At 49.2% G+C, this 26,240-nt stretch carries 18 protein-coding genes and 2 rRNA genes; 1 reads left to right on the top strand and 19 read right to left on the bottom strand.

The genetic code is table 11. The features are described from left to right. Window positions 1-69 precede the first annotated feature (69 nt). From AT687_RS05680 to AT687_RS05605, 15 genes are all read right to left on the bottom strand, one after another. Window positions 70-3,155, bottom strand: a 23S ribosomal RNA gene (locus tag AT687_RS05680). A gap of 364 nt (window positions 3,156-3,519) precedes the next feature. After that, window positions 3,520-5,038 (bottom strand): 16S ribosomal RNA (locus AT687_RS05675). The 16S and 23S rRNA genes sit together here, the layout of an rRNA operon. A 620-nt stretch (window positions 5,039-5,658) precedes the next feature. After that, a complete protein-coding gene (tyrS, locus tag AT687_RS05665) occupies window positions 5,659-6,921 on the bottom strand; it encodes a tyrosine--tRNA ligase (RefSeq protein WP_014306849.1) in 1,263 nt (420 codons plus the stop codon). Between the two features lie 13 nt (window positions 6,922-6,934). Continuing rightward, window positions 6,935-7,117, bottom strand: a complete 183-nt coding sequence (locus AT687_RS05660; RefSeq protein ID WP_003851328.1) for a Trm112 family protein — start codon at window positions 7,115-7,117, stop codon at window positions 6,935-6,937. Between the two features lie 93 nt (window positions 7,118-7,210). Then, window positions 7,211-8,644 (bottom strand): argininosuccinate lyase, encoded by a 1,434-nt coding sequence (gene argH / locus AT687_RS05655; RefSeq protein ID WP_014308313.1) that lies wholly within the window; start codon window positions 8,642-8,644, stop codon window positions 7,211-7,213. Continuing rightward, window positions 8,644-9,843, bottom strand: a complete 1,200-nt coding sequence (locus AT687_RS05650; RefSeq protein WP_014301857.1) for an argininosuccinate synthase — start codon at window positions 9,841-9,843, stop codon at window positions 8,644-8,646. The genes argH and AT687_RS05650 overlap by 1 nt, the downstream gene beginning before the upstream one ends. Before the next feature lie 157 nt (window positions 9,844-10,000). Further along, entirely contained in the window at window positions 10,001-10,492 is a 492-nt protein-coding gene (locus tag AT687_RS05645) for an arginine repressor (RefSeq protein WP_003851324.1), read from the bottom strand. Window positions 10,493-10,598: 106 nt separating this feature from the next. Further along, window positions 10,599-11,558 carry an ornithine carbamoyltransferase gene (gene argF / locus AT687_RS05640; RefSeq protein ID WP_010934859.1) on the bottom strand — a complete coding sequence of 320 codons (960 nt, stop codon included), beginning with the start codon at window positions 11,556-11,558 and terminating at the stop codon, window positions 10,599-10,601. A 28-nt stretch (window positions 11,559-11,586) separates the two neighbouring features. Further along, a complete protein-coding gene (locus tag AT687_RS05635; RefSeq protein ID WP_014303347.1) occupies window positions 11,587-12,828 on the bottom strand; it encodes an acetylornithine transaminase in 1,242 nt (413 codons plus the stop codon). After that, entirely contained in the window at window positions 12,821-13,753 is a 933-nt protein-coding gene (argB, locus tag AT687_RS05630; protein WP_014303346.1) for an acetylglutamate kinase, read from the bottom strand. The genes AT687_RS05635 and argB overlap by 8 nt, the downstream gene beginning before the upstream one ends. Before the next feature lie 36 nt (window positions 13,754-13,789). Continuing rightward, window positions 13,790-14,950, bottom strand: a complete 1,161-nt coding sequence (gene argJ / locus AT687_RS05625; protein ID WP_014316706.1) for a bifunctional glutamate N-acetyltransferase/amino-acid acetyltransferase ArgJ — start codon at window positions 14,948-14,950, stop codon at window positions 13,790-13,792. Between the two features lie 74 nt (window positions 14,951-15,024). Next, on the bottom strand, window positions 15,025-16,068 hold the full coding sequence (gene argC / locus AT687_RS05620) for an N-acetyl-gamma-glutamyl-phosphate reductase (protein ID WP_041740673.1): 1,044 nt from the start codon (window positions 16,066-16,068) through the stop codon (window positions 15,025-15,027). A gap of 126 nt (window positions 16,069-16,194) precedes the next feature. Beyond that, window positions 16,195-18,705, bottom strand: a complete 2,511-nt coding sequence (pheT, locus tag AT687_RS05615) for a phenylalanine--tRNA ligase subunit beta (protein WP_014306846.1) — start codon at window positions 18,703-18,705, stop codon at window positions 16,195-16,197. Window positions 18,706-18,746: 41 nt separating this feature from the next. Further along, window positions 18,747-19,802 carry a phenylalanine--tRNA ligase subunit alpha gene (pheS, locus tag AT687_RS05610; RefSeq protein ID WP_003851307.1) on the bottom strand — a complete coding sequence of 352 codons (1,056 nt, stop codon included), beginning with the start codon at window positions 19,800-19,802 and terminating at the stop codon, window positions 18,747-18,749. Window positions 19,803-19,929: 127 nt separating this feature from the next. Then, entirely contained in the window at window positions 19,930-20,751 is an 822-nt protein-coding gene (locus tag AT687_RS05605) for a TrmH family RNA methyltransferase (RefSeq protein ID WP_014319055.1), read from the bottom strand. A gap of 246 nt (window positions 20,752-20,997) precedes the next feature. On the opposite strand from AT687_RS05605, the gene AT687_RS05600 reads away from it, so the two are divergent. Continuing rightward, window positions 20,998-21,543: a hypothetical protein gene (locus tag AT687_RS05600; protein WP_010934851.1), complete on the top strand. Its 546-nt coding sequence runs from the start codon at window positions 20,998-21,000 to the stop codon at window positions 21,541-21,543. 249 nt (window positions 21,544-21,792) lie between these two features. On the opposite strand, the gene rplT is transcribed toward AT687_RS05600, so the two are convergent. The 4 genes from rplT to uvrA all read right to left on the bottom strand — a co-directional run bounded on the left by rplT (window position 21,793) and on the right by uvrA (window position 26,113). Further along, window positions 21,793-22,176 carry a 50S ribosomal protein L20 gene (gene rplT, locus AT687_RS05595; RefSeq protein WP_003851301.1) on the bottom strand — a complete coding sequence of 128 codons (384 nt, stop codon included), beginning with the start codon at window positions 22,174-22,176 and terminating at the stop codon, window positions 21,793-21,795. Window positions 22,177-22,237: 61 nt separating this feature from the next. Next, entirely contained in the window at window positions 22,238-22,432 is a 195-nt protein-coding gene (gene rpmI / locus AT687_RS05590) for a 50S ribosomal protein L35 (protein ID WP_003851299.1), read from the bottom strand. Between the two features lie 29 nt (window positions 22,433-22,461). Beyond that, the gene (gene infC / locus AT687_RS05585) at window positions 22,462-22,983 is read right to left on the bottom strand and encodes a translation initiation factor IF-3 (RefSeq protein ID WP_071570303.1); all 522 of its coding nucleotides are present in this window, start codon (window positions 22,981-22,983) and stop codon (window positions 22,462-22,464) included. 268 nt (window positions 22,984-23,251) lie between these two features. Then, on the bottom strand, window positions 23,252-26,113 hold the full coding sequence (gene uvrA / locus AT687_RS05580) for an excinuclease ABC subunit UvrA (protein WP_029589651.1): 2,862 nt from the start codon (window positions 26,111-26,113) through the stop codon (window positions 23,252-23,254). Window positions 26,114-26,240 lie beyond the last annotated feature (127 nt).

Genomic DNA, 26,240 nt, shown 5'->3' with positions numbered 1-26,240 from the left:
CCATTTAAACCATCACCCACAACAAAAAGCGGTGAGATGTTCATAGATGTTTATTTTTTGCTCGTTACACACTGTTATTACTCGGTAAAATTAGTACCAGTCACCTTAACGCATTACTACGCTTCCAGATCTGGCCTATCAACCCCCTAGTCTAGAGGGAACCTCAAAAGAAACCTCATCTCAAAACAGGCTTCCCGCTTAGATGCTTTCAGCGGTTATCCCTCCCGTACGTAGCCAACCAGCCCTGCCACTGGCGTGACAACTGGCACACTAGAGGTACGTCCGTCCCGGTCCTCTCGTACTAGGGACAGCCTTCTTCAAGTTTCAACGCGCGCGGCGGATAGAGACCGAACTGTCTCACGACGTTCTAAACCCAGCTCGCGTGCCGCTTTAATGGGCGAACAGCCCAACCCTTGGGACCTACTCCAGCCCCAGGATGCGACGAGCCGACATCGAGGTGCCAAACCATCCCGTCGATATGGACTCTTGGGGAAGATCAGCCTGTTATCCCCGGGGTACCTTTTATCCGTTGAGCGACACCACTTCCACAAGTAGGTGCCGGATCACTAGTCCCGACTTTCGTCCCTGCTCGACCTGTCAGTCTCACAGTCAAGCTCCCTTGTGCACTTACACTCACCACCTGATTGCCAACCAGGCTGAGGGAACCTTTGGGCGCCTCCGTTACACTTTAGGAGGCAACCGCCCCAGTTAAACTACCCACCAGGCACTGTCCCCAACCCAGATCATGGGCCAAGGTTAAGGTGCTCAATCCGATCAGAGTGGTATTTCAACTTTCGACTCCACAACCACTAGCGTGACCACTTCACAGTCTCCCACCTATCCTACACAAACCGAACCAAACACCAATACCAAGCTATAGTGAAGGTCCCGGGGTCTTTTCGTCCTGCCGCGCGTAACGAGCATCTTTACTCGTACTGCAATTTCACCGGGCCTGTGGTTGAGACAGCAGGGAAGTCGTTACGCCATTCGTGCAGGTCGGAACTTACCCGACAAGGAATTTCGCTACCTTAGGATGGTTATAGTTACCACCGCCGTTTACTGGGGCTTAAATTCTCCGCTTCGGACAACAATGCCCTAACAGGTCCTCTTAACCTTCCAGCACCGGGCAGGCGTCAGTCCGTATACATCAACTTCCACGTTTTCGCACGGACCTGTGTTTTTAATAAACAGTCGCTTCCCTCTATTCTCTGCGACCACCACCAGCTCAACCACGTCGGTCACCAGCAATGGTCCCCCTTCTCCCGAAGTTACGGGGGCAATTTGCCGAGTTCCTTAACCACAGTTCACCCGATCGCCTTAGTATTCTCTACCTGACCACCTGTGTCGGTTATGGGTACGGGCCATATATGCACTCGCTAGAGGCTTTTCTCGACAGTACAGGATCACCAACATCAACCACAAAGGTCTACGCATCACGCCTCACCCAAATATGCGACACGGATTTACCTATGCCACGGGCCACACGCTTACACCACAATCCACTACATGGCTCAGCTACCTCACTGCGTCACCCCATCACTTGGCTACTACCAACGAAGATCCCACGCACATCACCACCAACCACACACAAAGCATGACCAGCAGATCCATGGATGGTTAGTACCACTGATTCACCACTGGGCGCACATACACGGGTACCAGAATATCAACTGGTTATCCATCGACTACGCCTGTCGGCCTCGCCTTAGGTCCCGACTCACCCTGGGAAGATTAGCTTAACCCAGGAACCCTTAGTCATCCGGCGGAAAAGTTTTCCACTTTTCATTCGTTACTCATGCCTGCATTCTCACTCGCACACACTCCACACCATCAAGTCACCCAGGTGCTTCACAGCAGTGCACGACGCTCCCCTACCCAACCAACAAAAAAATTGTTGACTGCCGCGGCTTCGGCGGTGTACTTGAGCCCCACTACATTGTCGGCGCAGAACCACTCGACCAGTGAGCTATTACGCACTCTTTCAAGGATGGCTGCTTCTAAGCCAACCTCCTGGCTGTCTTCGCGATCCCACATCCTTTTCCACTTAGTACACCCTTAGGGGCCTTAACCGGCGATCTGGGCTGTTTCCCTCTCGACCAACGGAGCTTATCCCCCGCAGTCTCACTGCCATGCTTAACATTACCGGCATTCGGAGTTTGGCTGACATTGCTAAGATTGTAGTCCCGCTCAACCAACCAGTAGCTCTACCTCCAGCAAGAAACACACAACGCTGCACCTAAATGCATTTCGGGGAGAACCAGCTATCACGGAGTTTGATTGGCCTTTCACCCCTACCCACAGCTCATCCCCTCAGTTTTCAACCTAAGTGGGTTCGCGCCTCCACAACCTCTTACAGCTGCTTCACACTGGCCATGGGTAGATCACCCCGCTTCGGGTCCAGGACATGCCACTAACAACACCCTCATTAGGATTCGCTTTCGCTACGACTACCCCACACGGGTTAACCTCGCGACATGCCGCTGACTCGCAGGCTCATTCTTCAAAAGGCACGCCATCACCTAACAAAAAGAGGCTCTGACGGATTGTAAGCACACGGTTTCAGGTACTATTTCACTCCCCTCCCGGGGTACTTTTCACCATTCCCTCACGGTACTATCCGCTATCGGTCATCATAAGTATTTAGGCTTACCGGGTGGTCCCGGCAGATTCACAGCAGATTCCACGAGCCCGCTGCTACTCGGGAACATCATCCACTCGCATGCACATGTTTTCACGTACGGGACTCTCACCCACTACGGCAGGCCATTCCAAACCACTTCCGCTAACACACACATCACAAGCGAGGAGCCGGCAGCCTCCTCCAACAACGCCCCACAACACCACACACGCAACCCCTGCCAGGTATCACACGCATACGGTTTAGCCTCATCCACGTTCGTTCGCCACTACTAGCAGAATCATTAATTATTTTCTTCTCCTACGGGTACTGAGATGTTTCACTTCCCCGCGTCACCCCCACACCAGCTATGAATTCACTGATGGGTAACCACACATAACCATGGCCAGGTTTCCCCATTCGGACACCCTCGGATCAACGCTCTATTGGCAACTCCCCGAGGCCTATCGCGGCCTTACACGTCCTTCATCGGCTCATAATGCCAAGGCATCCACCGTGTGCCCTTAACAAACAACACACATGTAACAAACAAAACACCAAGAACAATTAAAGAATAAAGATTACTCGCGTCCACTATACAGTTCTCACACAACACACCAACCACGAAGATCCCATGAAGCACAACCAGCACACAACCAGCCACACCAACACAAAAACCACATGAGTGATCAACCAGAACAACCATGTTGTCCCAGACACCCAACAGCGCACCAACACACAAAAAAAATAAGAACAAACACACGCAACAACAACAAACACAACAACCACAACAGCCCCACACCACACAGCGTGAGAAAAAACCATCATGGGTCACACGCATCCACCCGGATACAAAAAACAAAACAGGCAACAACTGTCACCCAACAATAAAAACTCCTTAGAAAGGAGGTGATCCAGCCGCACCTTCCGGTACGGCTACCTTGTTACGACTTCGTCCCAATCGCCGATCCCACCTTCGACAGCTCCCCCCCACAAGGGTTAGGCCACTGGCTTCGGGTGTTACCAACTTTCATGACGTGACGGGCGGTGTGTACAAGGCCCGGGAACGTATTCACCGCAGCGTTGCTGATCTGCGATTACTAGCGACTCCGACTTCATGGGGTCGAGTTGCAGACCCCAATCCGAACTGAGGCCGGCTTTCAGCGATTCGCTCACCCTCACAGGCTCGCAGCGCGTTGTACCGACCATTGTAGCATGTGTGAAGCCCTGGACATAAGGGGCATGATGATTTGACGTCATCCCCACCTTCCTCCGAGTTAACCCCGGCAGTCTCTCATGAGTCCCCACCATCACGTGCTGGCAACATAAGACAAGGGTTGCGCTCGTTGCGGGACTTAACCCAACATCTCACGACACGAGCTGACGACAACCATGCACCACCTGTATACAGACCACAAGGGAAAACGTATCACTACGCCGATCCTGCATATGTCAAGCCCAGGTAAGGTTCTTCGCGTTGCATCGAATTAATCCACATGCTCCGCCGCTTGTGCGGGCCCCCGTCAATTCCTTTGAGTTTTAGCCTTGCGGCCGTACTCCCCAGGCGGGGCGCTTAATGCGTTAGCTACGGCACGAAAGTCGTGGAAGACCCTCACACCTAGCGCCCACCGTTTACGGCATGGACTACCAGGGTATCTAATCCTGTTCGCTCCCCATGCTTTCGCTCCTCAGCGTCAGTTACTGCCCAGAGACCTGCCTTCGCCATCGGTGTTCCTCCTGATATCTGCGCATTCCACCGCTACACCAGGAATTCCAGTCTCCCCTACAGCACTCAAGTTATGCCCGTATCGCCTGCACGCCCGAAGTTAAGCCCCGGAATTTCACAGACGACGCGACAAACCACCTACGAGCTCTTTACGCCCAGTAATTCCGGACAACGCTCGCACCCTACGTATTACCGCGGCTGCTGGCACGTAGTTAGCCGGTGCTTCTTATCTAGGTACCGTCACAAAAGCTTCGTCCCTAGCGAAAGAGGTTTACAACCCGAAGGCCGTCATCCCCCACGCGGCGTCGCTGCATCAGGCTTGCGCCCATTGTGCAATATTCCCCACTGCTGCCTCCCGTAGGAGTCTGGGCCGTATCTCAGTCCCAATGTGGCCGTCCACCCTCTCAGGCCGGCTACCCGTCGACGCCTTGGTAGGCCATTACCCCACCAACAAGCTGATAGGCCGCGGGCTCATCTCGTACCGAAAAACTTTCCACCACACACACTAAAGCATGGTCCTATCCAGTATTAGACCCAGTTTCCCAGGCTTATCCCGAAGTACGAGGCAGATCACCCACGTGTTACTCACCCGTTCGCCACTCGAGTACCTAGCAAGCTAGGCCTTTCCGTTCGACTTGCATGTGTTAAGCACGCCGCCAGCGTTCGTCCTGAGCCAGGATCAAACTCTCCATAAAAAATCAGTCAAAAGACCAACCCTTCAAGCTGGAACGAGTCCAACCAACTGGCTAAAAACCACCACAAACAACACACAATTGTTTGCAACTGGCAAAATAAAAAATTAATGATTTGCTCTATCAAAAACGTGGCCATCATCCCTTGACGGGGAAAAAATAACAATGACCACCAACACAACAATTCACAACAACCATCATGTTATTTACAAGCCATGGCACACTTGCCGGCCGTATGACAACATCACGTTCATCATCATTGCATGTATCTTTATTCCTATACCGATCCCCACCCACAATAAGGATGGGAACCACAAGTACATTGGCACACTATTGAGTTCTCAAACAACACGCACACACAACACCAATCACCATCACAATGATGACCAGAACTTTGCGGTGAATGAAACGTTAACCCCTGATGAACATAAAGTCAAACAGGATCAACACTTTTTTAATTTTGTCTTATCCGAACAACCTCTCAGTGTCGGCGACTCGCTATAAGTTACACACGTTCACACAAACACACAAACCCGCAGGTAGATAGATTTTTGAAGATATTAAAAAGACTTTAAGGTCCAATCTCACAACAAAACATGAGATTGGACCTTAAGCATCAATCTTTACGCGGAGTACTTCACACCTGCAAAGTTTTTCTTTCCTTTACGAAGAACTAACCATGCTCCATGTAGCAAAACCTCATCAGTTGGTTGCCAATCTTCTGATTCAATTCGCTCATTATTGACGTATGCGCCGCCTTCTTTAATTGTTCTACGCGCAGCTCCCTTCGAGTTAACAAGACCTGCACCGATGAGAAGATCGATAACCGTAGGCGATTCACCTGCGGGAACTTCAAAAATTACGGTTTCGGACAATGCACCATCCAACGTAGCTTCATCTAGATCTTGCAAAGAAGCACGGCCGAAAAGTGCTTGAGCAGCCAACTCAACCGAGACAGTCGCATCGTGTCCATGGACTAAATCAGTCATCTCTTGAGCAAGTCGGCGTTGAGCAGCTCTTTGGTGAGGACGCTCCCGTACTTCAGTTTCTAATTCAGCGATTTCTTCTTGAGTTAAGAAAGTAAACCATCGAAGGTAATCAATGACGACAGAATCTCCCGCATTGAGGAAATACTGATACCACGAATATGCGGAGGTTTTCTCCGGATCAAGCCAAAGCTTTCCGCCGCCCGTCGACTTACCAAATTTCTGTCCCTGGGCATCAGTTACAAGAGGAACGGTCAGTGCATGAGTTTTTGTTCCGGATACTCGACGATTGAGATCCACACCCGAAACAATGTTGCCCCATTGATCTCCACCACCGATTTGCAGGACACAGTCGTATTCACGATTCAGCTGAACAAAATCATTAGCTTGGAGCAGCATGTAGGAAAACTCTGTATAAGAGATTCCGTCTGTTTCCAAGCGTCGTTTGACAGTTTCACGATCCAGCATCGTATTTAGTGAGAAGTTTTTTCCGACATCACGCAAAAAATCAACTACTGACATAGACATAGTCCAGTCAGCATTGTTCACCATGATGGCTGGATTATCACCATCAAATCGGACAAATGACAGAAGTTGTTTTTTAATCGACTCAAGATTGTGCTCGATAGTATCTTGGGGCAGCATAGAACGCTCCCCCACGTCGCGTGGATCCCCAATAAAACCTGTTGCACCCCCAGCAAGAGTAATCGGTCGGTGACCAGCTTCTTGGAAACGTCGGAGCATAATCATCGGTACCAAGTGACCTGCGTGTAGAGAGTCACCAGTTGGATCAAACCCGCAGTAAAGTGTGATCGGTTTTTCGCATGCTTCTCGCAACGCGTCGATGTCGGTGGACTGATTAATCAGGCCACGCCATTGGAGTTCGTCGATAATGTTCATAAAAGATCCCTAATTATTTTTCTGCTGGTGGCCAGGCGATGGATTCTTCGACAAGCATTACTGGAATGCCATCATCAATTCGATAGGCAATCTCGAGGCGTTCATTAACGAGGACTTGTTCCGCCTCAAGATATTTTAGTGGGCCTTTATCCTGAGGGCAGGCCAGCACTTCAAGCAGCTTAGGGTCAATACTCATGATTGGCATTGTACCTATCCCAAAAGGCAATACCGATATCGCTACCCCAAATAAGAAAAATGCCAGTGTATCTATTCACTGGCATTTTCAATGTCACTTACGAACAGGAGTTAGCGCCCATTCTTTAAAATATTGAGAGGCGGCTTCTACTCGAGAACGTTGTTCTTCAACTCTTACACCTGCTGTCCCACCGCGTGTAGCTCGCGATGCAACTGCACCTTCGACAGTAAGCACTGTACGTACCTCTGGCGTCAAGCGTACATCTACGGAAGCAAGTTCATCATCAGTAAGCTCGTCGAGGCCTACACCACGAGATTCTGCGATCCTAACGCATGCACCGGAAGCTTCGTGAGCTTCGCGGAATGGAACACCTTGACGTACCATCCACTCAGCCAAGTCAGTAGCAAGAGTAAATCCTGCTGGTGCTAAAGAAAGAAGTCGGTCTTCGTGGAAGGTAAGCGTAGAAACGAGACCAGTCATAGCTGGAAGCAACAAGTTCAACTGAGCAAACGAATCAACAATCGGCTCTTTATCTTCCTGAAGATCTCTGTTGTAGGCGAGCGGCTGCGCTTTAAGCGTTGCCAAAAGCCCTGAAAGATTTCCGATCAAGCGTCCAGTCTTGCCTCGAGTTAATTCAGCAACATCAGGATTCTTCTTTTGCGGCATGATTGATGAGCCAGTTGACCAAGCATCAGCAAGAGTTACATAGCCGTACTCTGGTGTACACCAGTAAATAATTTCTTCAGCTAATCGCGACATGTCAATGGCAATTTGCGCGAGAACATATGCAGTTTCCGCTGCAAAGTCACGCGAAGACGTACCATCAATCGAGTTATCACACGCTGAGTCGAATCCTAACTCTTGGGCAATCGCCTCAGGATCCAAGTGTAAAGATGAACCAGCTAATGCACCTGAACCATATGGAGAAATAGCAAGGCGTTTATCTAGATCTCGAATACGATCGATGTCACGAAGCAACGGCTGCGCATGAGCGAGCAACTGATGTGCTAGCAAAACAGGCTGGGCTGCTTGGGAATGCGTCTTTCCAGGCATAATCGCACGAGGATGCTGAGTCGCTTGATATGCCAAGGCATCGACAAGCTCGGTAACCTGCAAGGCTACTGAACGCACGGCATCACGAACCCACATCCTGAACAAGGTGGCAACCTGATCGTTTCGGGAACGACCAGCACGCAGGCGTCCGCCTATTTCAGGGCCCACGATGTCGATAAGTCCGCGCTCCATTGCACCATGGACGTCCTCATCGGTCGGCAATGGCTTGAATTCACCTGAAGCTACAGCTTTGCCCAACTTGTCGAGACCGCCAAGCATTGTCTCTAAATCGGAGTCAGAAAGTAGTTTCGCCTTGTTCAAAACACGAGCATGGGCTTTTGAGGCTAGAACATCGTACGGAGCTAAAACCCAGTCAAAGTGCGTAGATACAGATAACGCGAACATCGCCTCTGAAGGGCCGCCAGAGAAGCGGCCGCCCCAAAGCGCGCCTTCATTAGTACCGTGTTTTTGCACTATTGTGCCTCACGGTCACGCTTGTTCGAGATCTTGGATGACAAACCGTGAAGTTCTACAAAACCCTTAGCCAAGGTCTGGTCGAAGGTATCACCGGTGTCATAAGTAGCCAAGTCGAAGTCGTAAAGCGAATGCTCAGAACGACGTCCGTTTACGGTGCACTTACCAGCATGCATGACCATGCGAATGTCACCTGTTACGTGCTCTTGAGTATTTTCAATGAACGCATCCAAAGAACGCTTGAGTGGCGCGTACCACAATCCGTCGTACACCTCTTCAGACCAACGAGCGTCGATTCCGCGCTTGTAACGTGCAAGCTCACGTTCAATGGTCACATCTTCCATAGCTTGGTGTGCTGTAATCAATGCAATTGCGCCTGGAGCCTCGTAGACCTCGCGAGATTTAATACCAACGAGACGATCTTCCACCATGTCCAGACGGCCAATGCCTTGTGCACCTGCACGACGGTTCATTTCTTCGATTGCTTCAAGTACGGTGACTGGACGTCCATCGATTGCTACCGGAACACCAGCTTTGAAGCTAATGATGATCTCATCAGGAGCATTGCCGAGAGCTGGATCTTCAGTGTAGGAGTATAGATCTTTTGTCGGCGGGTTCCAGAGGTCCTCGAGGAAGCCGGTCTCTACGGCGCGTCCCCAAACATTTTGATCGATGGAGAATGGCGACTTCTTGGATTGCTCGATAGGTAGATTAATCTCTTCAGCAAAAGCAATCGCCTTATCGCGAGTCCATGCGTAATCACGGGCTGGGGCAATGATCTGCAGTTCTGGAGCAAGGTTGCGGAAACCTACCTCAAATCGAACCTGATCGTTTCCTTTACCAGTACAACCATGGGAAACATGGGTACCACCATGTTCTTTAGCGGCTTCTACCAAGTGCTTCACGATGAGTGGACGAGAGATTGCAGAAACCAAAGGGTACTGCTTCATGTACATGCCGTTTGCTTTGATAGTCGGCAGGCAGTAATCATTGGCAAACTCATCTTTAGCGTCAATGACGATAGATTCAACCGCACCACAATCAAGTGCACGCTGACGAACGGACTCCATGTCCTCTCCACCTTGGCCAAGATCCAAAGAAACTGCGACAACTTCGCCACCAGTCATCTTAGCTAGGTATGGAATTGCAACGGAGGTATCGAGTCCACCTGAATAGGCGAGGACGACACGATTGGTCATGGTTTTCTCCTTCGAATAAAGCTTTTGCAATACAGAAAGCTCAAGATGTCTACAGCACCAAGCAATTCTGCATATATTAAGTCAAACGGATAGTTTACGCCTTTTATAGAAAAGACAACACACTGGCATGGAGTTTAATGAAACTGATAACTCAATTTTAGAGTGACGTTCGTCGTTGGCTTAGAAATTCTCCCAATTCCTTGCCCGTCATAGGGTCACGCGCCAGCACAAACACGGTGTCATCGCCCGCGATGGTCCCCACAACCTCGTCCATTCCAACACGATCAATAAAGGACGCTAAAAAGGGTGCCCCCGCCGGAGGTGTGCGCAGCACCGCAATGTTTCCAGAGTGGTCTACTGACACTAAAAGATCGTCTAACATTTTTCGTAATTTTTCACGAGTTCCTGCCGTCGTAGATGACGCAGCATCTTCAGATGTCCCTACGGCATAAAATGCACGCCCACCATTAGGGCGGATTTTTTTAGCGCCGAGCTCATCTAAATCGCGTGACAAAGTACCTTGAGTGATGTCAACGCCGCGTTGCTTTAATAATTCCGACAACTGCATCTGACTCGACACTTGGTTTTGCTCGAGCAAATCCAAAATAAGTGCTTGACGAACCGTCCTCGTAATCGGGCCATTGCTCATAGATTCATCCTTAAAAAAACTTAAAACGCGGGGGAAAGTCTGACTTCACGCCTGATACTAAATAGTACAAAGCCAGACTAAAACAAATGAAATGCCAGTCGATAAATTATCGGGGTTGATTTTCCATAAGCCAGACAAGCAGGGCTTTTTGCGCATGAAGTCGATTTTCAGCCTCATCAAAAACTACTGATTGCGGTCCATCAATGACCGAAGCCGCTACCTCACTACCTCTATATGCCGGTAAGCAATGCAAGAAAATTGCTGACTTTTTCGCTAAAGCCATCACCTCATCATTGACCTGATAAGGCAAAAATGGAGTGCGTCGGTCGATACCGTCATTTTCCATACCCATAGATACCCATGTGTCTGTGATTACAACATCTGCATCAGATACTGCGGAAATATCAGCTGTGACCGAAACAATTGCGCCAGTCTCGCTGGCGCGCTTTTCCGCCCTATCGACGAATTCTTGCTTGGGTTGGAATTTTTTAGGCGCAATAATAGTGATATCAAGGCCAGCGGTAGCGAAACCGATCATATAAGAATTCGCCATGTTGTTATCACCATCGCCCAAATACACAGCTTTCAGACCTTTTAAACCAGGCACACCTTCTTGCGGGCATAGATGCTCGATACAAGTTTGCAAGTCAGCCAATATTTGGCAGGGATGCAGGTCATCTGACAATGCATTGACGATAGGAACAGTTGCGGTTTCTGCCATGTCCAAAAGATTTTGGTGAGAACCCGTCCGCCACACAATAGTGGAGACAAAACGAGAAAGAACAGCACCAGTGTCTTGGAATGTCTCTCCCTTACCCATTTGTGATTTGCCGGAGTCGACCACGATCGCATGTCCACCGAGTTGCGAAATACCAGCGTCGAAGGAAAAACGCGTGCGTGTCGACGTTTTATCGAATAGAACTGCCACTGATTGTGGGCCGTCATATGTCTTTCGCGAATATGGATGTTGCTTCAATTCCGAAGCAAGTTCCAGAACTTCACGTTGCTGCGCAGGCGTAAGGTCGTCGTCCGCTAAAAAGTGGCGTACACGGGTTTGAGTACTCATATCTATTCTTTCTTCCGAAGACAACGCCCTAATGGCATTCTTTCTTCTTTATCTTAGTCAGCACTATTGAAAGGCGTTCAATTGATTCATGAATTTCTGCGTCACTGATAACTAAAGGCGGAGTAAGTCGCAGCACAGACGCAGAAGGAGCGTTCACGATGAGCCCATGTTCTAAAGCCAGTTTGACGCACTCTTTAGCGACTGGCTCGGACAACAGCACACCAAGCATCAAACCACGTCCGCGGATCGACTCAACCAAAGGCAGTCGGCTCATTCCTTTAACTAACTTGTGACTCTTACGCTGGACGTTCTCGAGGAAATCGTCGTCAATTGTGCGCAAAACTGCCCCTGCCGCGGCACAAGAGACCGGATTTCCACCAAAAGTCGTGCCATGTTTGCCAGGACCTAACAAATCTTTCGCTTTTCCCGTTGCAAGGCACGCACCAATCGGTAATCCCCCTCCCAAACCTTTCGCCATAGTTACGACGTCGGGAATGACACCAGTTTCATGCTGAAATGCGAAAAAATCTCCAGTGCGTCCGATTCCGGTTTGGACTTCATCAACGATCATCAGAATGTCAAATTCATTGCATAATCCCCTAACCGCAGACAAAAATCCATCTGGAGCAGGAATAACACCAGTTTCACCTTGAATTGGCTCTAAAATTATGGCTGCGACATCTGTCGAGTTGATTTGGACAAGCTTGCGCAAATAGTCAATGTCGCCATAGGGATAAAATTCAACGCCTGCGGGCAGCGGATAAAACGGCATTTGTTTGTCAGGTTGGCCCGTCATAGCAAGTGCTCCCATCGTACGACCGTGAAAACCATGCTGCGCTGCTAATATTCGGTTCTTTCCAGTCATACGAGCCAACTTGAATGCCGCCTCATTAGCTTCAGTACCTGAGTTACAGAAAAATACTCGAGTATCGTGAGCAGTTTGAGTTGAGTCGGTGGTTCCTTCCGCGAAGCGTCGAATTAACCGAGCTGCGGTATCAATAACTGGTCGCGATCCGAAGAGATTTGAAACATGAGCAAAATTTGAAATTTGTTCTGTTACGGCCTCAACAATGGCCGGATGCGCATGCCCCAAAGAGTTTACGGCAATTCCTGCCAGTAAATCGATGTACGTTTTACCTACAGAATCCGTAAGAGTGGCGCCATTTCCTCCTGTGATCGTCAGAGGAGGCGTGCCGTAGGTATTCATAATGACATCAGCCCATTGAGTCTCTGACGATTGTGAATCTGTGTTCGCCGCATTCTTAGACATGATTATCCTTTCGGTACACTGTCCCATTTGTCATTTCTGTATCGGGAACAACCATGGTCCCAACACCGCCCGAAGTCAGTAACTCAAGAAGCACTGAATGCGCGACTCGTCCATCAATTACGTGAGCTGCCGAAACACCATGGGTGACCGCATCTACACAGCTTTCCATTTTAGGAATCATTCCCGAACCCAACGCTGAAAGCTTTTCACGCAACCTCTCAGCACCAATCACGGATACCAGCGAGTCTTTATTCGGCCAGTCGGTATAAAGACCCTCAACATTAGTGAGAATCAATAGGCGTTCGGCAGACAACGCAGCAGCCAACGCCCCTGCAGCCGTATCAGCGTTGATGTTATATACCGATCCATCATCGCCTGGAGCGATGGTCGAGACTACCGGAATTCGACCAGCATCAATGATGTCCATCAAGCTTGAAGCGTTGACTGCAGTAATATTGCCAACTTGGCCAATATCGGTTAGCTCTCCATCGATTTCGACAAGTCGTTTCTCGGCTCTGAAAAGGCCAGCATCCTCGCCAGAGGTACCCACTGCATAAGGGCCGTGTGAGTTAATCAGTCCAACTAGGTCACGACCTACTTGACCAAAGAGAACCATCCGAACGATTTCAAGCACCTCCGGCGAGGTAACGCGGAATCCCCCTTTAAACTCACCCTCGATGCCGAGGCGTTGCAGCATTTGTGAAATTTGAGGGCCACCACCGTGCACAACAACCGGACGAACGCCTACTGTGCGAAGAAAAACCATATCTGCCGCGAAAGCAGCTTTGAGTTCTTCGTCGACCATGGCATTGCCACCATATTTAACGACGACAATTTTGTCGCGATAACGCTGCAACCATGGCAATGCATCGGCCAGTACGGTTGCACGCTCTCGGGAGGTCAAATTATCGATAGTGGCTGTCATAGCCCCACACCGGCTTTCTTGTCTGAAATGTTTGAGTTACGAGGAATACGCTGAGTTAATTTCAACGTATTGATGTGATAAATCGGTCGTTCGAACAAAAGCCTTTCCAGGTCCCACTGTTCCAAGATCAACTCGAACATCGATATCAATTCCAGAGAGGTCCACCTGACGGGCTTCCGGAGTGCCACCGGATTGCAGGCATACTGGTTGATCATTGAAATACACCGATATGTTATCTGGATCCATATCAGCATCAGCCATTCCAACTGCAGCTAGAACTCGCCCCCAATTCGGGTCGGAACCAAACATCGCACACTTGAACAGGTTGTCTCGTCCCAAAGTTCTAGCCGCATTCAGTGCTTGGGAATCCGTGGTTGTTCCAGTAACAGTAATACGCACGCGTTTTGTCACACCCTCAGCATCAGCTTGCAGCTGATCGGCAATATCAGCACAAGCCTGAAGGACAGCGTCGTTAAATTCTGATTCAGTGGGCGTGATTCCCGATGCCCCATTTGCCAACAAAATTACGGTGTCATTGGTAGAGGTTGAACCATCAATATCGAGAGTATTAAAAGTCACGTCGCATGCCTTGGACAAAGCGGCGTGAGCTTGTGCTTGGGTCACACAAGCATCAGTAGTAAGACATACCAACATCGTGGCGAGGGAAGGCGCCATCATACCAACACCTTTACCCATACCCCCTAATGTCCAGCCATTACACTTGACAACTGTTTCTTTAGCGACCGTATCGGTCGTCATGATCGACTCTGCAGCTTCCCCGCCGTTATCCCCCAATGCAGGAATTAGCTTGTCGACGCCTGCTTTTATCATGGTCACTGGAAGCGGCTCTCCAATGAGACCAGTGGAACACGCCGCTATGTCTAGTGGATCTACCTTCAGCTTTGAGGCAAGATAGTCCACGATTTCATGTACGTCTTTATCCCCTTGTACACCATTACAAGCGTTCGCGTTGCCGGAATTGTAAAGAACTGCACGTAAAGTTCCATTTGCGACCGCTTTCTTTGTGTACTTGACTGGCGATGCCACAACTCTATTCCGAGTAAATACCGCTGCACCAACAAATTCCGGCCCTTGGTTTACAACCAACGCCATATCTTTATTTCCGGATGGCTTAATTCCTGCAGTCGCACCTGCCGCAACAAACCCCTGTGGAGCAGTTACTCCTCGTGAACTCATGTTAATTCCCTTCGCATTGCCAGTTGTGTTGTACGCTACCCCGTTTAATCTCATAGTGGAGGATTTTCAATTCCCTATGGCGCAACACCACCACAAGGTAGACCTGAAGTTTCGGAAACCCCGAGGGATAAATTCATACATTGAACTGCAGCCCCAGCTGTACCCTTTGTTAGATTGTCAATCGCAGAGGTAACGACTAGTTTTTTCGAATTATCGTCCGCATCAACTTGAATGTGACACATATTGGAACCTACGACTGCCTGGGTCTGCGGCTGCTGGCCCGACGGCAATATATGAACAAAGGGCTCATTCTCATACGCATTGAGGTAGATCTCCCGAATTTCATCAAGAGTAATCCCGCTAGTTAACTTTGCCGTTGCGGTAGTAAGAATTCCACGAGGAAGCGGAGCCAAAACAGGAGTAAAGCTAACGACAATTTTTTGGTCTGCATATTCACTAAGATTTTGTGATATCTCAGGGGTATGTCGATGCTTTCCGGCCACGTTATAGGCCTTCAACGAACCCATTGTCTCTGTGCCCAGCATGGCAACTGATGCCTTTTTACCAGCTCCAGACACTCCGGTAATTGAGACAACAGAAACGTCAGGTTCAATAATGTGAGCGGCAATTGCCGGCAAAAGTGCAAGCGTTGCACCTGTCGGAAAACATCCCGGCACCGCAATACGCTTTGATGATGCAATCAAATCCCTATGCCCAGGCATTTCTGGGATGCCATACGGCCATGAACCTGCATGTTTCCCCCCATAGTACGCATCCCAGTCTTTTTGATCTTTAAGTCGAAAATCTGCAGCACAGTCAATCACCGTAATTTCAGCAGGAAGCTGCTGAGCAATTTCCGCAGAAAACCCATGTGGCAACGCTAAAAATACGACATCATGACTTTTTAGTGTCTCAACATCAGTCGGCTCGACAACACGATCCGACAATTCGGGAAGATGCGGCATGAGTTCGCCAACTGTCTGGCCAACAGTTGAAGAGCCCATCAGCGCTCCAACGCTCAGCTGACCTGATAAATACAACGGATGTTGCAGTAAAAGCCGAAGGATTTCTCCTCCGGCATATCCACTCGCCCCAACGATAGCTACCTTGATATTCATAGCAGCCATCATACACATACTATGCATTACAATGTAAAGTATTCGCCATTAATATAATAAAATCCCCATGTCAGTGAAAAATTACTTCATTGACATGGGGATTCTCATTGAAGAACCATTGCTATTTTATGCGCGCATCGTCGCACCGAATAGCTCAGCGGCCCGACCCGCAGCTGCAAGCCTACCTTCAGAACATTCATCGTCTGTCAGAGTGCGATCCTGAGCACGGAATTCAAGAGAAAAAGCGAGAGATTTTTTCTCTGCACCTAGCGCCTCAGAACGGTATACGTCGAAAAGCTCAACCTTTTCCAGTAGTTCTCCTGCTGCATCCTCGATAACTTTACGTACGGATTCTGCCGGTACGGACTCGTCTACGACAAGTGCTAGATCTTGATGTAATACAGGAAACGCTGATAGAACCGGCGCTGGAAATGATTCCTTCAATGGCAGCGCAGATACATCGAGTTCCATGGCGCACGTACGTGCTGGCAGATTCAAGGCTTCAACAATCTGAGGATGCAATTCGCCAGCATATCCAACAATGTGGTCACCAGCTTTTAATGCAGCACAGCGCCCAGGATGCCAAGGTAGCATCTCTACATTTTCGACGTTAAGTTCAACGCCTGCTGCACGGGCAACAACTCGAGCCGACTCGATAGCATCAGCAAACGAATACGTTCGACCATGGCCCCATGGTCCGTCCAACTCCATAAAACCAGCACCAACAGTTGCCACATGGAGTGGTTGTACTGGCAAGGATTTTAGCAACTCAGCAACTTCATTATCGCTAGGACGCTGACGGACATCGAGCATTGGCGAAATACCTGAGCCACGTTTGAAGGATACCTGCTGAAGACCGAAAAGATTGACAGAAGTTTGCCCTCGAGCAACATTGCGGGTAACAGCCTCGAGCATAGAAGGCAGCAATGTAGTCGCGAGAACTCCGTACTCAGCATCGAGAGGGTTTTGTACCGTGACGACGCTTCGACGCTCATCGTCTGCTGCAAGCCCCCACACATCGAACGTATCGTTTCGAATAAAAGGCGTAGGTAGGATTTCCGCATAGCCACTGTATGCAAGTGCATGACCGATCGCACGACGACGCAATTGCGCAGGCGAGAGCCCTGATCCCACAGGTGCAAGCGGAACGATTGCTGGAATGTCCTCTAATCCTTCGAGACGAAGAACTTCTTCAACCAAATCAGCAGACATAGTCATATCTGGACGCCACGTAGGAGGCGTGACAAGAAGATCATCACCATCGACTTCGACAGCACATCCGACTTCTTTCAACCGCGCAATCACAGTAGCGTCCGAGTAAGCTACTCCAGCCAACTCGGCTGGGCGAGACGTCTTCATACGGATTTGAGGCATGCTTGGCGCAGATCCAATCAAAGTGCGGGCGGATTCCACAGAACCACCAGCAATACTGACAAGTAAGGCGCAGGCAACGTCCAGAGCTACCTCAATAATTTCTGGGTCAACGCCACGCTCGAAGCGTCGTGACGCCTCGGTGCTGAGCTTATGGCGACGCGACGTACGTGCTGTAGTAATTGGATGCCAATTGGCAGCTTCAAAAAATACATCAGTTGTTTCGTCTGAGATTTCTGAAGTAGTTCCGCCCATAACGCCAGCCAAGGATTGAATACCAGCATCATCGGAGATAACAACGTCTTCTGCAGACAAAGTACGCTTTACATGATCAAGAGTCTCAAAAGACTCCCCTTCTAGGGCATTACGTACAACCAATCCGCCCTTAATTAAGTTGGCATCAAAGGCATGCATAGGCTGCCCCAAAAGCAACATGACGAAATTGGTCACGTCAGTTGCGGCATTCACGCAACGCTGGCCTGACAACATGAGCTCACGCTGCATCCAAAATGGTGTGGGAGCCTTTGGATCGATTCCAGAAATTTTACGAACTCCGAAACGACGTGCCTGCGTTTCTGGTCGCAGATCAACCTTAATTAACTCACCTGAAGGCTCTGGAACATCCGAAGTATCGACGCCAGCCACGTTAAGATCTACTGCAGGATCAACGAACTTTAGATTAAAAGCCGAAGCCAGTTCTCGAGTTAATCCACGTGCAGACAATGCATATCCACGATCTGGCGTGATATTGACATCAAAAACAGTATCGTCCAAACCAACAATGCTTCGTGCATCAGTTCCTGGTTCGGCGATTTCATTCGGAAGCGTTATGATTCCAGGATTTTGCTTGTCAGATAGCCCCAATTCCGCTGCCGAGCAAATCATGCCAGCTGACATGCGTCCATATGTCTCACGTGCCGAAATTGCGAAATTACCAGGCAAAACAGCACCTGGAAGTGAAACTACTACATAAGAACCTTCTTGGAAATTACGCGCCCCGCATACAATGGACTGAAGCTCTCCAGTGCCATTCGCGTCTCCAACATTGACGAAGCAGTGACGAATTGGCTTTTTAAAGCCCTCTAGCTCTTCAATTGTTTCAACTCGACCGATGACGAGTGGACCAGTCGTTTCAGGGATTGCGCTGTAACCCTCGGTTTCAAATCCAACTCGGACATATCCCGAATCCAGCTCAGCTGGGCTAACTTTCCAATCTGGGTTCGATCGACCTAACAATTCGGTGACCCAGTTTTGTGAAATGAGCATGTAATCTAACTCCTGTTTATTCTTTGGATACTCGAATTGCTCTACGCCTGAACACCAAATGGAAGAGTGAAACGAACATCGCCTTCCACCATGTCACGCATATCAGTCAGTCCATTTCGGAACTGCAAAGTACGTTCCAATCCCATTCCAAAAGCGAATCCTGAATACACTTCTGGGTCAATACCTGCGGCTTTCAACACGTTAGGGTTCACCATGCCGCAGCCACCCCACTCGATCCAACCAGCACCGCCCTTTTTATTGGGGAACCAAACATCCACTTCAGCTGATGGTTCAGTAAATGGGAAGTAATTGGCACGCATACGGGTTTTTGTTTCAGGGCCAAACAAAGTCTTAGCCAAATGATCAAGTGTGCCACGCAGATGAGCCATAGTTAGGCCCTTATCCACAGCAAGACCTTCTACCTGATGGAAAACTGGAGTATGTGTCGCATCTAATTCATCCGTGCGAAACACGCGGCCTGGGCACACAACATAGATCGGCACCTCACGGGACAACATGGTTCGCATTTGCACAGGTGAAGTGTGAGTGCGCAATACTTGACTCGAACCAGGCTCACCGACATGGAAAGTATCTTGCAACGTACGGGCCGGGTGATCAGGGATGAAATTTAGCGAATCGAAGTTGAAGTACTCTGCTTCTATTTCAGGCCCGTCTGCCACCTCGTAGCCCATTGCTACAAAGATATCCGCAATCTTTTCACTAAGGGTCGTAATTGGGTGTAGAGCACCTGTCTGATGACGCGTTGTGGGAACAGTGACGTCCACCCGCTCAGCCTTCAGCATCTCTTCGAGATGTTTAGCTTCCAAGACTTCTTTTACCTGAGCAAAGTGTTTCTCTAAACGGCCCCGAGCCATGTTAACAAGACGACCGGCATCTTTACGCTGATCTTTAGGCAGAGTGCCTAGGCTACGTCGCGCTTGAGGAATCGGCGCCGCATCACCTAGATGATCTCGACGAGCAATATTCAACTCATCTAAGTTTGAAGCAACGTCAAAGGCACGAATCGCGGCATCAGCAGCTTGCGCTAGGCCCTCCTCAGTCAGCTCGACAGCGGGATAGTCCGGTTGTTCAGACACTCGATGCTCCTCGTCATAGTTAGCAGAAGTTATAGATAACCATGACATCATACCCCGTTATGCCAAGCCGAGGGCCAACTCACCCACTACTGGGAAAGTAAGCCAATTACTCGTGAAAGGAATTCACCTACTCAGTTTTCTTTGTGAGCTTGTGCTTTGAAGACTCGTACATACAAATACTTGCAGCAGTTGCGAGGTTGAGAGACTCTGCCCTACCACGAATGGGAATACGAACCGAATGATCCGCAGCAGACAATGCCTCATCATTGAGCCCATGAGCCTCATTTCCCATCAGCCATGCCGTGGGCTTTTCTAACAATTCACCTGCTGTGTCCAAGTTAATTTCACCTTGAGCAGCCGTTGCTAACATCTGCACATTTCGAGCCCGAAGAATCTGCCATACTTTTTGCATGTCTGGTTCTCTCACGACAGGAATGTGGAATAAAGATCCAGCACTTGCCCTGACAGCCTTTGGCGATTGCGGATCTACCGTTGTTCCCGCGAATATCACGCAGTCTGCTCCCATAGCGTCTGCCACACGAACCAACGTACCTGCATTACCAGGCTCACCAGTTTCGACCGCCACGCATACCAATGATGGATTACCTTTTAGCGCTTCTCGAGCACTCCACAATACTGGTAGACAAACTGCAAAAATCCCTGTAGTGGTCATGGTGTCCGACAAACTCTTTGCGGCGCGATCAGTAATCGGATGCACAAAAACCCCCATATGCCCTGCAGCTGTGACGATTGCTTCAAATCGCTCAGCAGCTTTTTCGGTAACAAAAAGGTCCGTCGCAGCACCCGTAGCAACTGCAGCCTCAACTGAATTTTCCCCTTCAGCAAGAAAACGATCAACCTTCTTACGGCCTGCAGAACGCAAGAGTTTAGCGGCGTTCACTACACGAGGGGTTCTTTCAGTAAAAGGAGAGGAAAAATCAATCGGCATAGTTTCCTACCCTATCAGCGCGTCCCAAATAAGCCCCTAGTTGACCACAATATTCAATTGTGGATCTATCACATACCATATCCATGTGCCTGACTAAAATTGGTGACATATCCGATAAATCACATCGTCAAAGCGTGGTTTCAAGTGGAAATTACACACGACACCGATCTAACTTATTAAAGGAAAGCAAAAAGATTGCTTATACTACAATGAAATTCTCCTACCACTGCCACAGAAAGGACCCCCATGATTAAAGCAACATACGGTGTGCTCGCACGAGTTTTTGCCATTGTCCTCATAGTCGTTGGCGCCGCAGCTATTTTTGGCGGAACCTACGCCCATGGTTTTGTGACTGAACAGCTAAAACAGGAAAGAATTACCATGCCAACGCAAGAAGGCATCGACAAACTCGAAGATCAAGCTTCAAAAGAAATTTTGCAGCAGTGGGTCGGCCAAGATCTCACTACTGGACCACAAGCTAAAGCATTTGCTGACAATTACATCTGGCAGCACATGATGGCTTCTTCTGGCGGAAAGACTTTCCAAGAATTTGGCGCTGTTATTGCACAAGCCAAAAAGGATGGAAAATCGGCCGATGAGATTGCAGCACTTCAAAAGACGCGCGATAGCCTCTTTCAAGGTAATACCCTCCGCGGCATCCTATTGAGCGCCTACGGATGGTGGCTTGTGGGAAGCATCGCTTTGTGGGCCGGAATTGGCTTGATCATTTTGGGCCTTATTTTGGCCACACTCGGATTTATTACGTGGAGCGCTAAAAAGACTCAAGTATAAATCAACAAATTTGATTCCCTCCTCCACATATCACTTTGCTTCACACTAGGAAATCTGATTTCCAACAGCATTCGTGATACGTGAGGAGGGATTTTTCTAATCGACGGGCTCAACCTTTACTACCGGCATCCAACACTTGGGAAAGCAAAAACCGTACAAACCTCAATACGAATGGCCGCACTCTTGGAATAAGAGTGCGGCCATTCATTAAACCCAATGGAGCATTCGCTCACATTGATAAAAGCCTTATTAGGCAGCCTTAGGAGCGTTAACGTCTGCTGGCAAAGCTGCCTTTGCAGCTTCACAAATTGCGGAGAACGCAGCAAAGTCGTTAACTGCCAAGTCAGCCAAAACCTTACGGTCAACCTCGATCTCAGCAAGGCGCAGACCCTGGATGAGGCGGTTGTAGGTGATGTCGTTCATACGAGCAGCTGCATTGATACGGGTGATCCACAGCTTGCGGAACTCAGACTTACGTGCGCGACGATCGCGGTAAGCGTAAGTCATGGAGTGCAGCCACTGTTCCTTAGCCTTACGGTACAGGCGGGAACGCTGACCACGGTAGCCCTTGGCGGACTTCAGAATCTCGCGACGCTTCTTCTTGGCATTCAGTGAGCGCTTGACACGTGCCACGGTGTTACTTCCTTATCAGTTATATAGGTCTAAAGGGTAATGAGAATGAAGGGGGAAGGAATTAAGCCTTGCCCAAGAGACGCTTGATGCGCTTGGTGTCAGCCTTAGCAACATCCTCGGTGCCCTTCAAACGACGAGTGCGCTTGGAAGGCTTGCCCTCGAGAAGGTGGCGGCGGTTAGCCTGCTCACGACGGAGCTTGCCAGAACCGGTGATCTTGACGCGCTTAGCGGTGCCCTTGTGGGTCTTCTGCTTCATGAAAATTACGTCCTTTTTGTTTTAAGTGTCTACTTCTTGCCCTTGCGCGCTGGACCAAAGACCATGGTCATATTACGACCATCCTGCTTTGGCTTGGACTCAACGATGCCATACTCAGCAACATCGCCAGCCAGGCGCTCAAGGAGACGGAAACCAAGTTCAGGACGAGACTGCTCACGCCCGCGGAACATGATAGTGACCTTTACCTTGGATCCCTTTTCGAGGAACCGGATCACATTGTTCTTCTTCGTCTCGTAATCGTGGTCATCGATCTTGGGACGGAACTTCTGCTCCTTGACCACAGTCTGCTGCTGGTTCTTCCGAGCTTCACGCGCCTTCTGCGCCTGCTCGTATTTGAACTTTCCATAGTCCATAATTTTGCAGACTGGCGGTTTAGCATTCGGAGCAACCTCAACCAAGTCAAGGTCTGCTTCGTAGGCAAGCTTACGGGCGTCGTCGATACGCACGATGCCCACCTGTTCACCGTTCGGTCCGACTAGACGAACCTCGGGAACTCGGATGCGCTCATTAATGCGAGCTTCAGCGCTGATGGGGACTCCTCAAGTAGCAAATGTATGTGATATACCGCGCCCATCGCTTATAGAAACTTCTTCAAAGGAAGAACACACAGAAAAGCCCGCCTCACAAGAGGCGGGAGATCTGCTTGCTGGGTTAACCCCATACCCTTTGACCTTTGTCCAACTGTAAACAGCGGCTTCAGGTGGGAAGATCTCCACTTGCGACCTGATCAGAAGAACCAATCAGGCGGTAGTACGGAAATACTAACAGAACACAGCAAGATTTGTAAAATATCATTCGCTATTTCGAAGCTGATAGAACTTCTTTGAGGAAACCTCCTGTATACGAACCCGAAACTTCAGCCACTTGTTCAGGGGTTCCTTCAGCAACCACTGTTCCGCCTCCTGAGCCACCTTCCGGCCCCATGTCGATTACCCAATCGGCTGCCTTAATAACGTCCAAATTATGCTCGATGATAATGACAGAGTTGCCCTTATCAACTAGCCCTTGGATCACCAACATAAGCTTACGGATATCTTCAAAATGAAGGCCTGTTGTCGGCTCATCCAAAATATAGACGGTTCGACCATTCGATCGCTTCTGAAGCTCCGCGGCAAGTTTCACTCGTTGTGCCTCACCACCAGACAATGTGGTAGCCGACTGCCCCAGACGCACATACCCAAGACCTACCTCAGTGAGAGTTTTAAGATACCGATGTATAGAAGTAATGGGTTCAAAAAACTCTGCAGCCTCACTAATTGGCATGTCTAATACTTCTGCAATGTTCTTGCCTTTGTATTTAACTTCTAGTGTCTCTCGGTTATATCGAGCACCGTGACACACCTCGCACGGCACATATACGTCTGGCAGAAAATTCATCTCAATTTTCAAAGTGCCGTCGCCTTGGCATGCCTCGCAACGACCACCTTTGACGTTGAAGGAAAAACGACCAGGTTTATATCCTCGAACTTTTGCTTCGGTTGTTTCCGCAAAAAGATTACGAACTTTATCAAAAACGCCGGTGTATGTAGCTGGGTTTGAACGTGGTGTTCGACCAATGGGAGATTGATCAACTTGAACTAATTTATCGAGGTTGTCGATCCCCTCTACTCGCTGCGCGCGCCCTGGAACAGTACGAGCTCTATTAAGTTCGTTAGCCAAGACTTTTGCCAGAATCTGATTTACCAGTGTGGATTTGCCTGAACCCGAAACCCCCGTCACGCATGCCAAAACACCTAAAGGAATCGTGACGTTTATCCCCTTGAGGTTATTCTCCTTCGCACCAACAATCTTAAGCACCCTGTCCGGATCAATCCCACGCCGTTTCTCAGGTACTCCAAGGACCTTATTCCCAGATAAATACGCGCCTGTGATGGACTCTTTACAGTCAACAATTCCTGCAGGCTCACCTTGGTAGACGATTTCGCCGCCGTATTCTCCCGCTTTTGGCCCGACATCGATAAGCCAATCTGCTGCCCTGATCGTGTCTTCATCATGCTCGACAACGATCAGTGTATTTCCGATATCGCGGAGTCGCTCAAGTGTCGAGATCAACCGCTGATTATCACGTTGATGGAGTCCAATAGAAGGTTCATCGAGAACATACAAAACACCTGCAAGACCTGACCCAATCTGGGTGGCAAGACGAATTCGCTGAGCCTCACCGCCAGACAAAGTTCCTGCTGCACGATTCAGGGTCAGATATGTCAACCCGACGTCCAAAAGAAACCGCAGCCGCGCATTTATCTCTTTAAGCACTGCACCGGCAATAATTTCTTCTCGTTTGCCCAGCACTAAGTCCTGAAGGAAATCAGATGCGTCTTGAATAGACAGCTCGCTTAAACCTGCGATTGAAAGCTCTCCATGGCTCGATGACGCTAATCGGACAGCCAAAATTTCAGGTTTTAGCCTCGAGCCATGGCACGTAGGGCATGCAACTTCCCTAGTATATTGCAGCAAACGATCTTTCTGCGACTCGGTATCTGCCTGATCCAATTTGCGTTCGATATAACCCAAGACCCCTTCGAAAGGGGCTGTCCACGTTCTCACACGACCATACCGGTTTTTATATCGTACTGTTACTTCTTCTTGGCATCCATGAATTAATGCATCTCGCTGGTCCTCTGATAACTCATCAAAAGGAGTCGCAGGATCAAAACCTTTAGCTTTAGCGAGTGCTTCAATAAGCTTTTCAAAATACTTGTGGTTGGGACTTGAATTCCATGGCTGAATAGCCTTCAACGCTGGGGCGTGCGTATCGGGAATCAGTAGTTCGGTATCAACCACTGTTCGTGTGCCTAAGCCATCGCATGCGGGACATGCACCGTAAGGTGAGTTAAAAGAAAATGCCCGTGGTTCCAATTCATCGACACTTAATGCATGTCCGTTTGGACATGACATTTTCTCGGAAAATCGAACAAATCGCTGTGGGTCATCTTCACTCAGGCCCACAAATTCGAGAACTACAACGCCGTCGGCAAGCTTCAGGGCTGTTTCTACCGAATCAGTCAAACGCTGTTGTTGTGAGGCCTTAACTTGTAAACGATCCACAACAACGTCAATATCATGCTTGACCTGTTTTTTAAGCGTCGGCGGTTCTGAAAGCGAATAGATGGAACCATCGACTCGAACACGCGAATAGCCTTGAGTTGCTAGGTCTGCAAAGAGATCAACAAACTCCCCTTTGCGTGTGCGCACTACTGGAGCAAGAACCTGGAATTTTAGCCCTTGTTCCATGTCCATGACTTGATCAACAATCTGCTGCGGTGTTTGGCGTTCGACTTTGGCGTCACACACAGGGCAATGAGCGGTGCCAGCGCGAGAAAACAATAATCGAAGATAGTCATACACTTCAGTGATGGTGCCAACCGTGGACCGCGGATTACGGTTTGTTGACTTTTGATCGATCGAAACTGCAGGTGACAATCCATCAATGAAATCAACATCCGGCTTGTCCATCTGACCCAAAAACATGCGCGCATAGGACGACAACGACTCAACATAGCGCCGCTGCCCTTCCGCAAAGATCGTGTCAAACGCTAGAGAAGACTTGCCAGATCCCGAAAGGCCAGTAAATACCACCATGGCGTCACGTGGGATATCAATATCCACACCTTTAAGATTGTGTTCACGAGCGCCGCGGACTACAAGACGATCAACCACTAACGATTCTTCCTTACGCATGGGGATGGGAAAAGAACAAAACCCGTTGGAATAACCAGCCAAAATCGCCAGTTTATGCTCGGACTTGTCCAAACTGTCAAGCTATATACAATCAACACTACATCAT

Origin of the sequence: Corynebacterium diphtheriae (assembly GCF_001457455.1) — a bacterium.
Taxonomy (GTDB): domain Bacteria; phylum Actinomycetota; class Actinomycetes; order Mycobacteriales; family Mycobacteriaceae; genus Corynebacterium; species Corynebacterium diphtheriae.
This window is presented reverse-complemented; position numbering and strand designations above follow the sequence as displayed.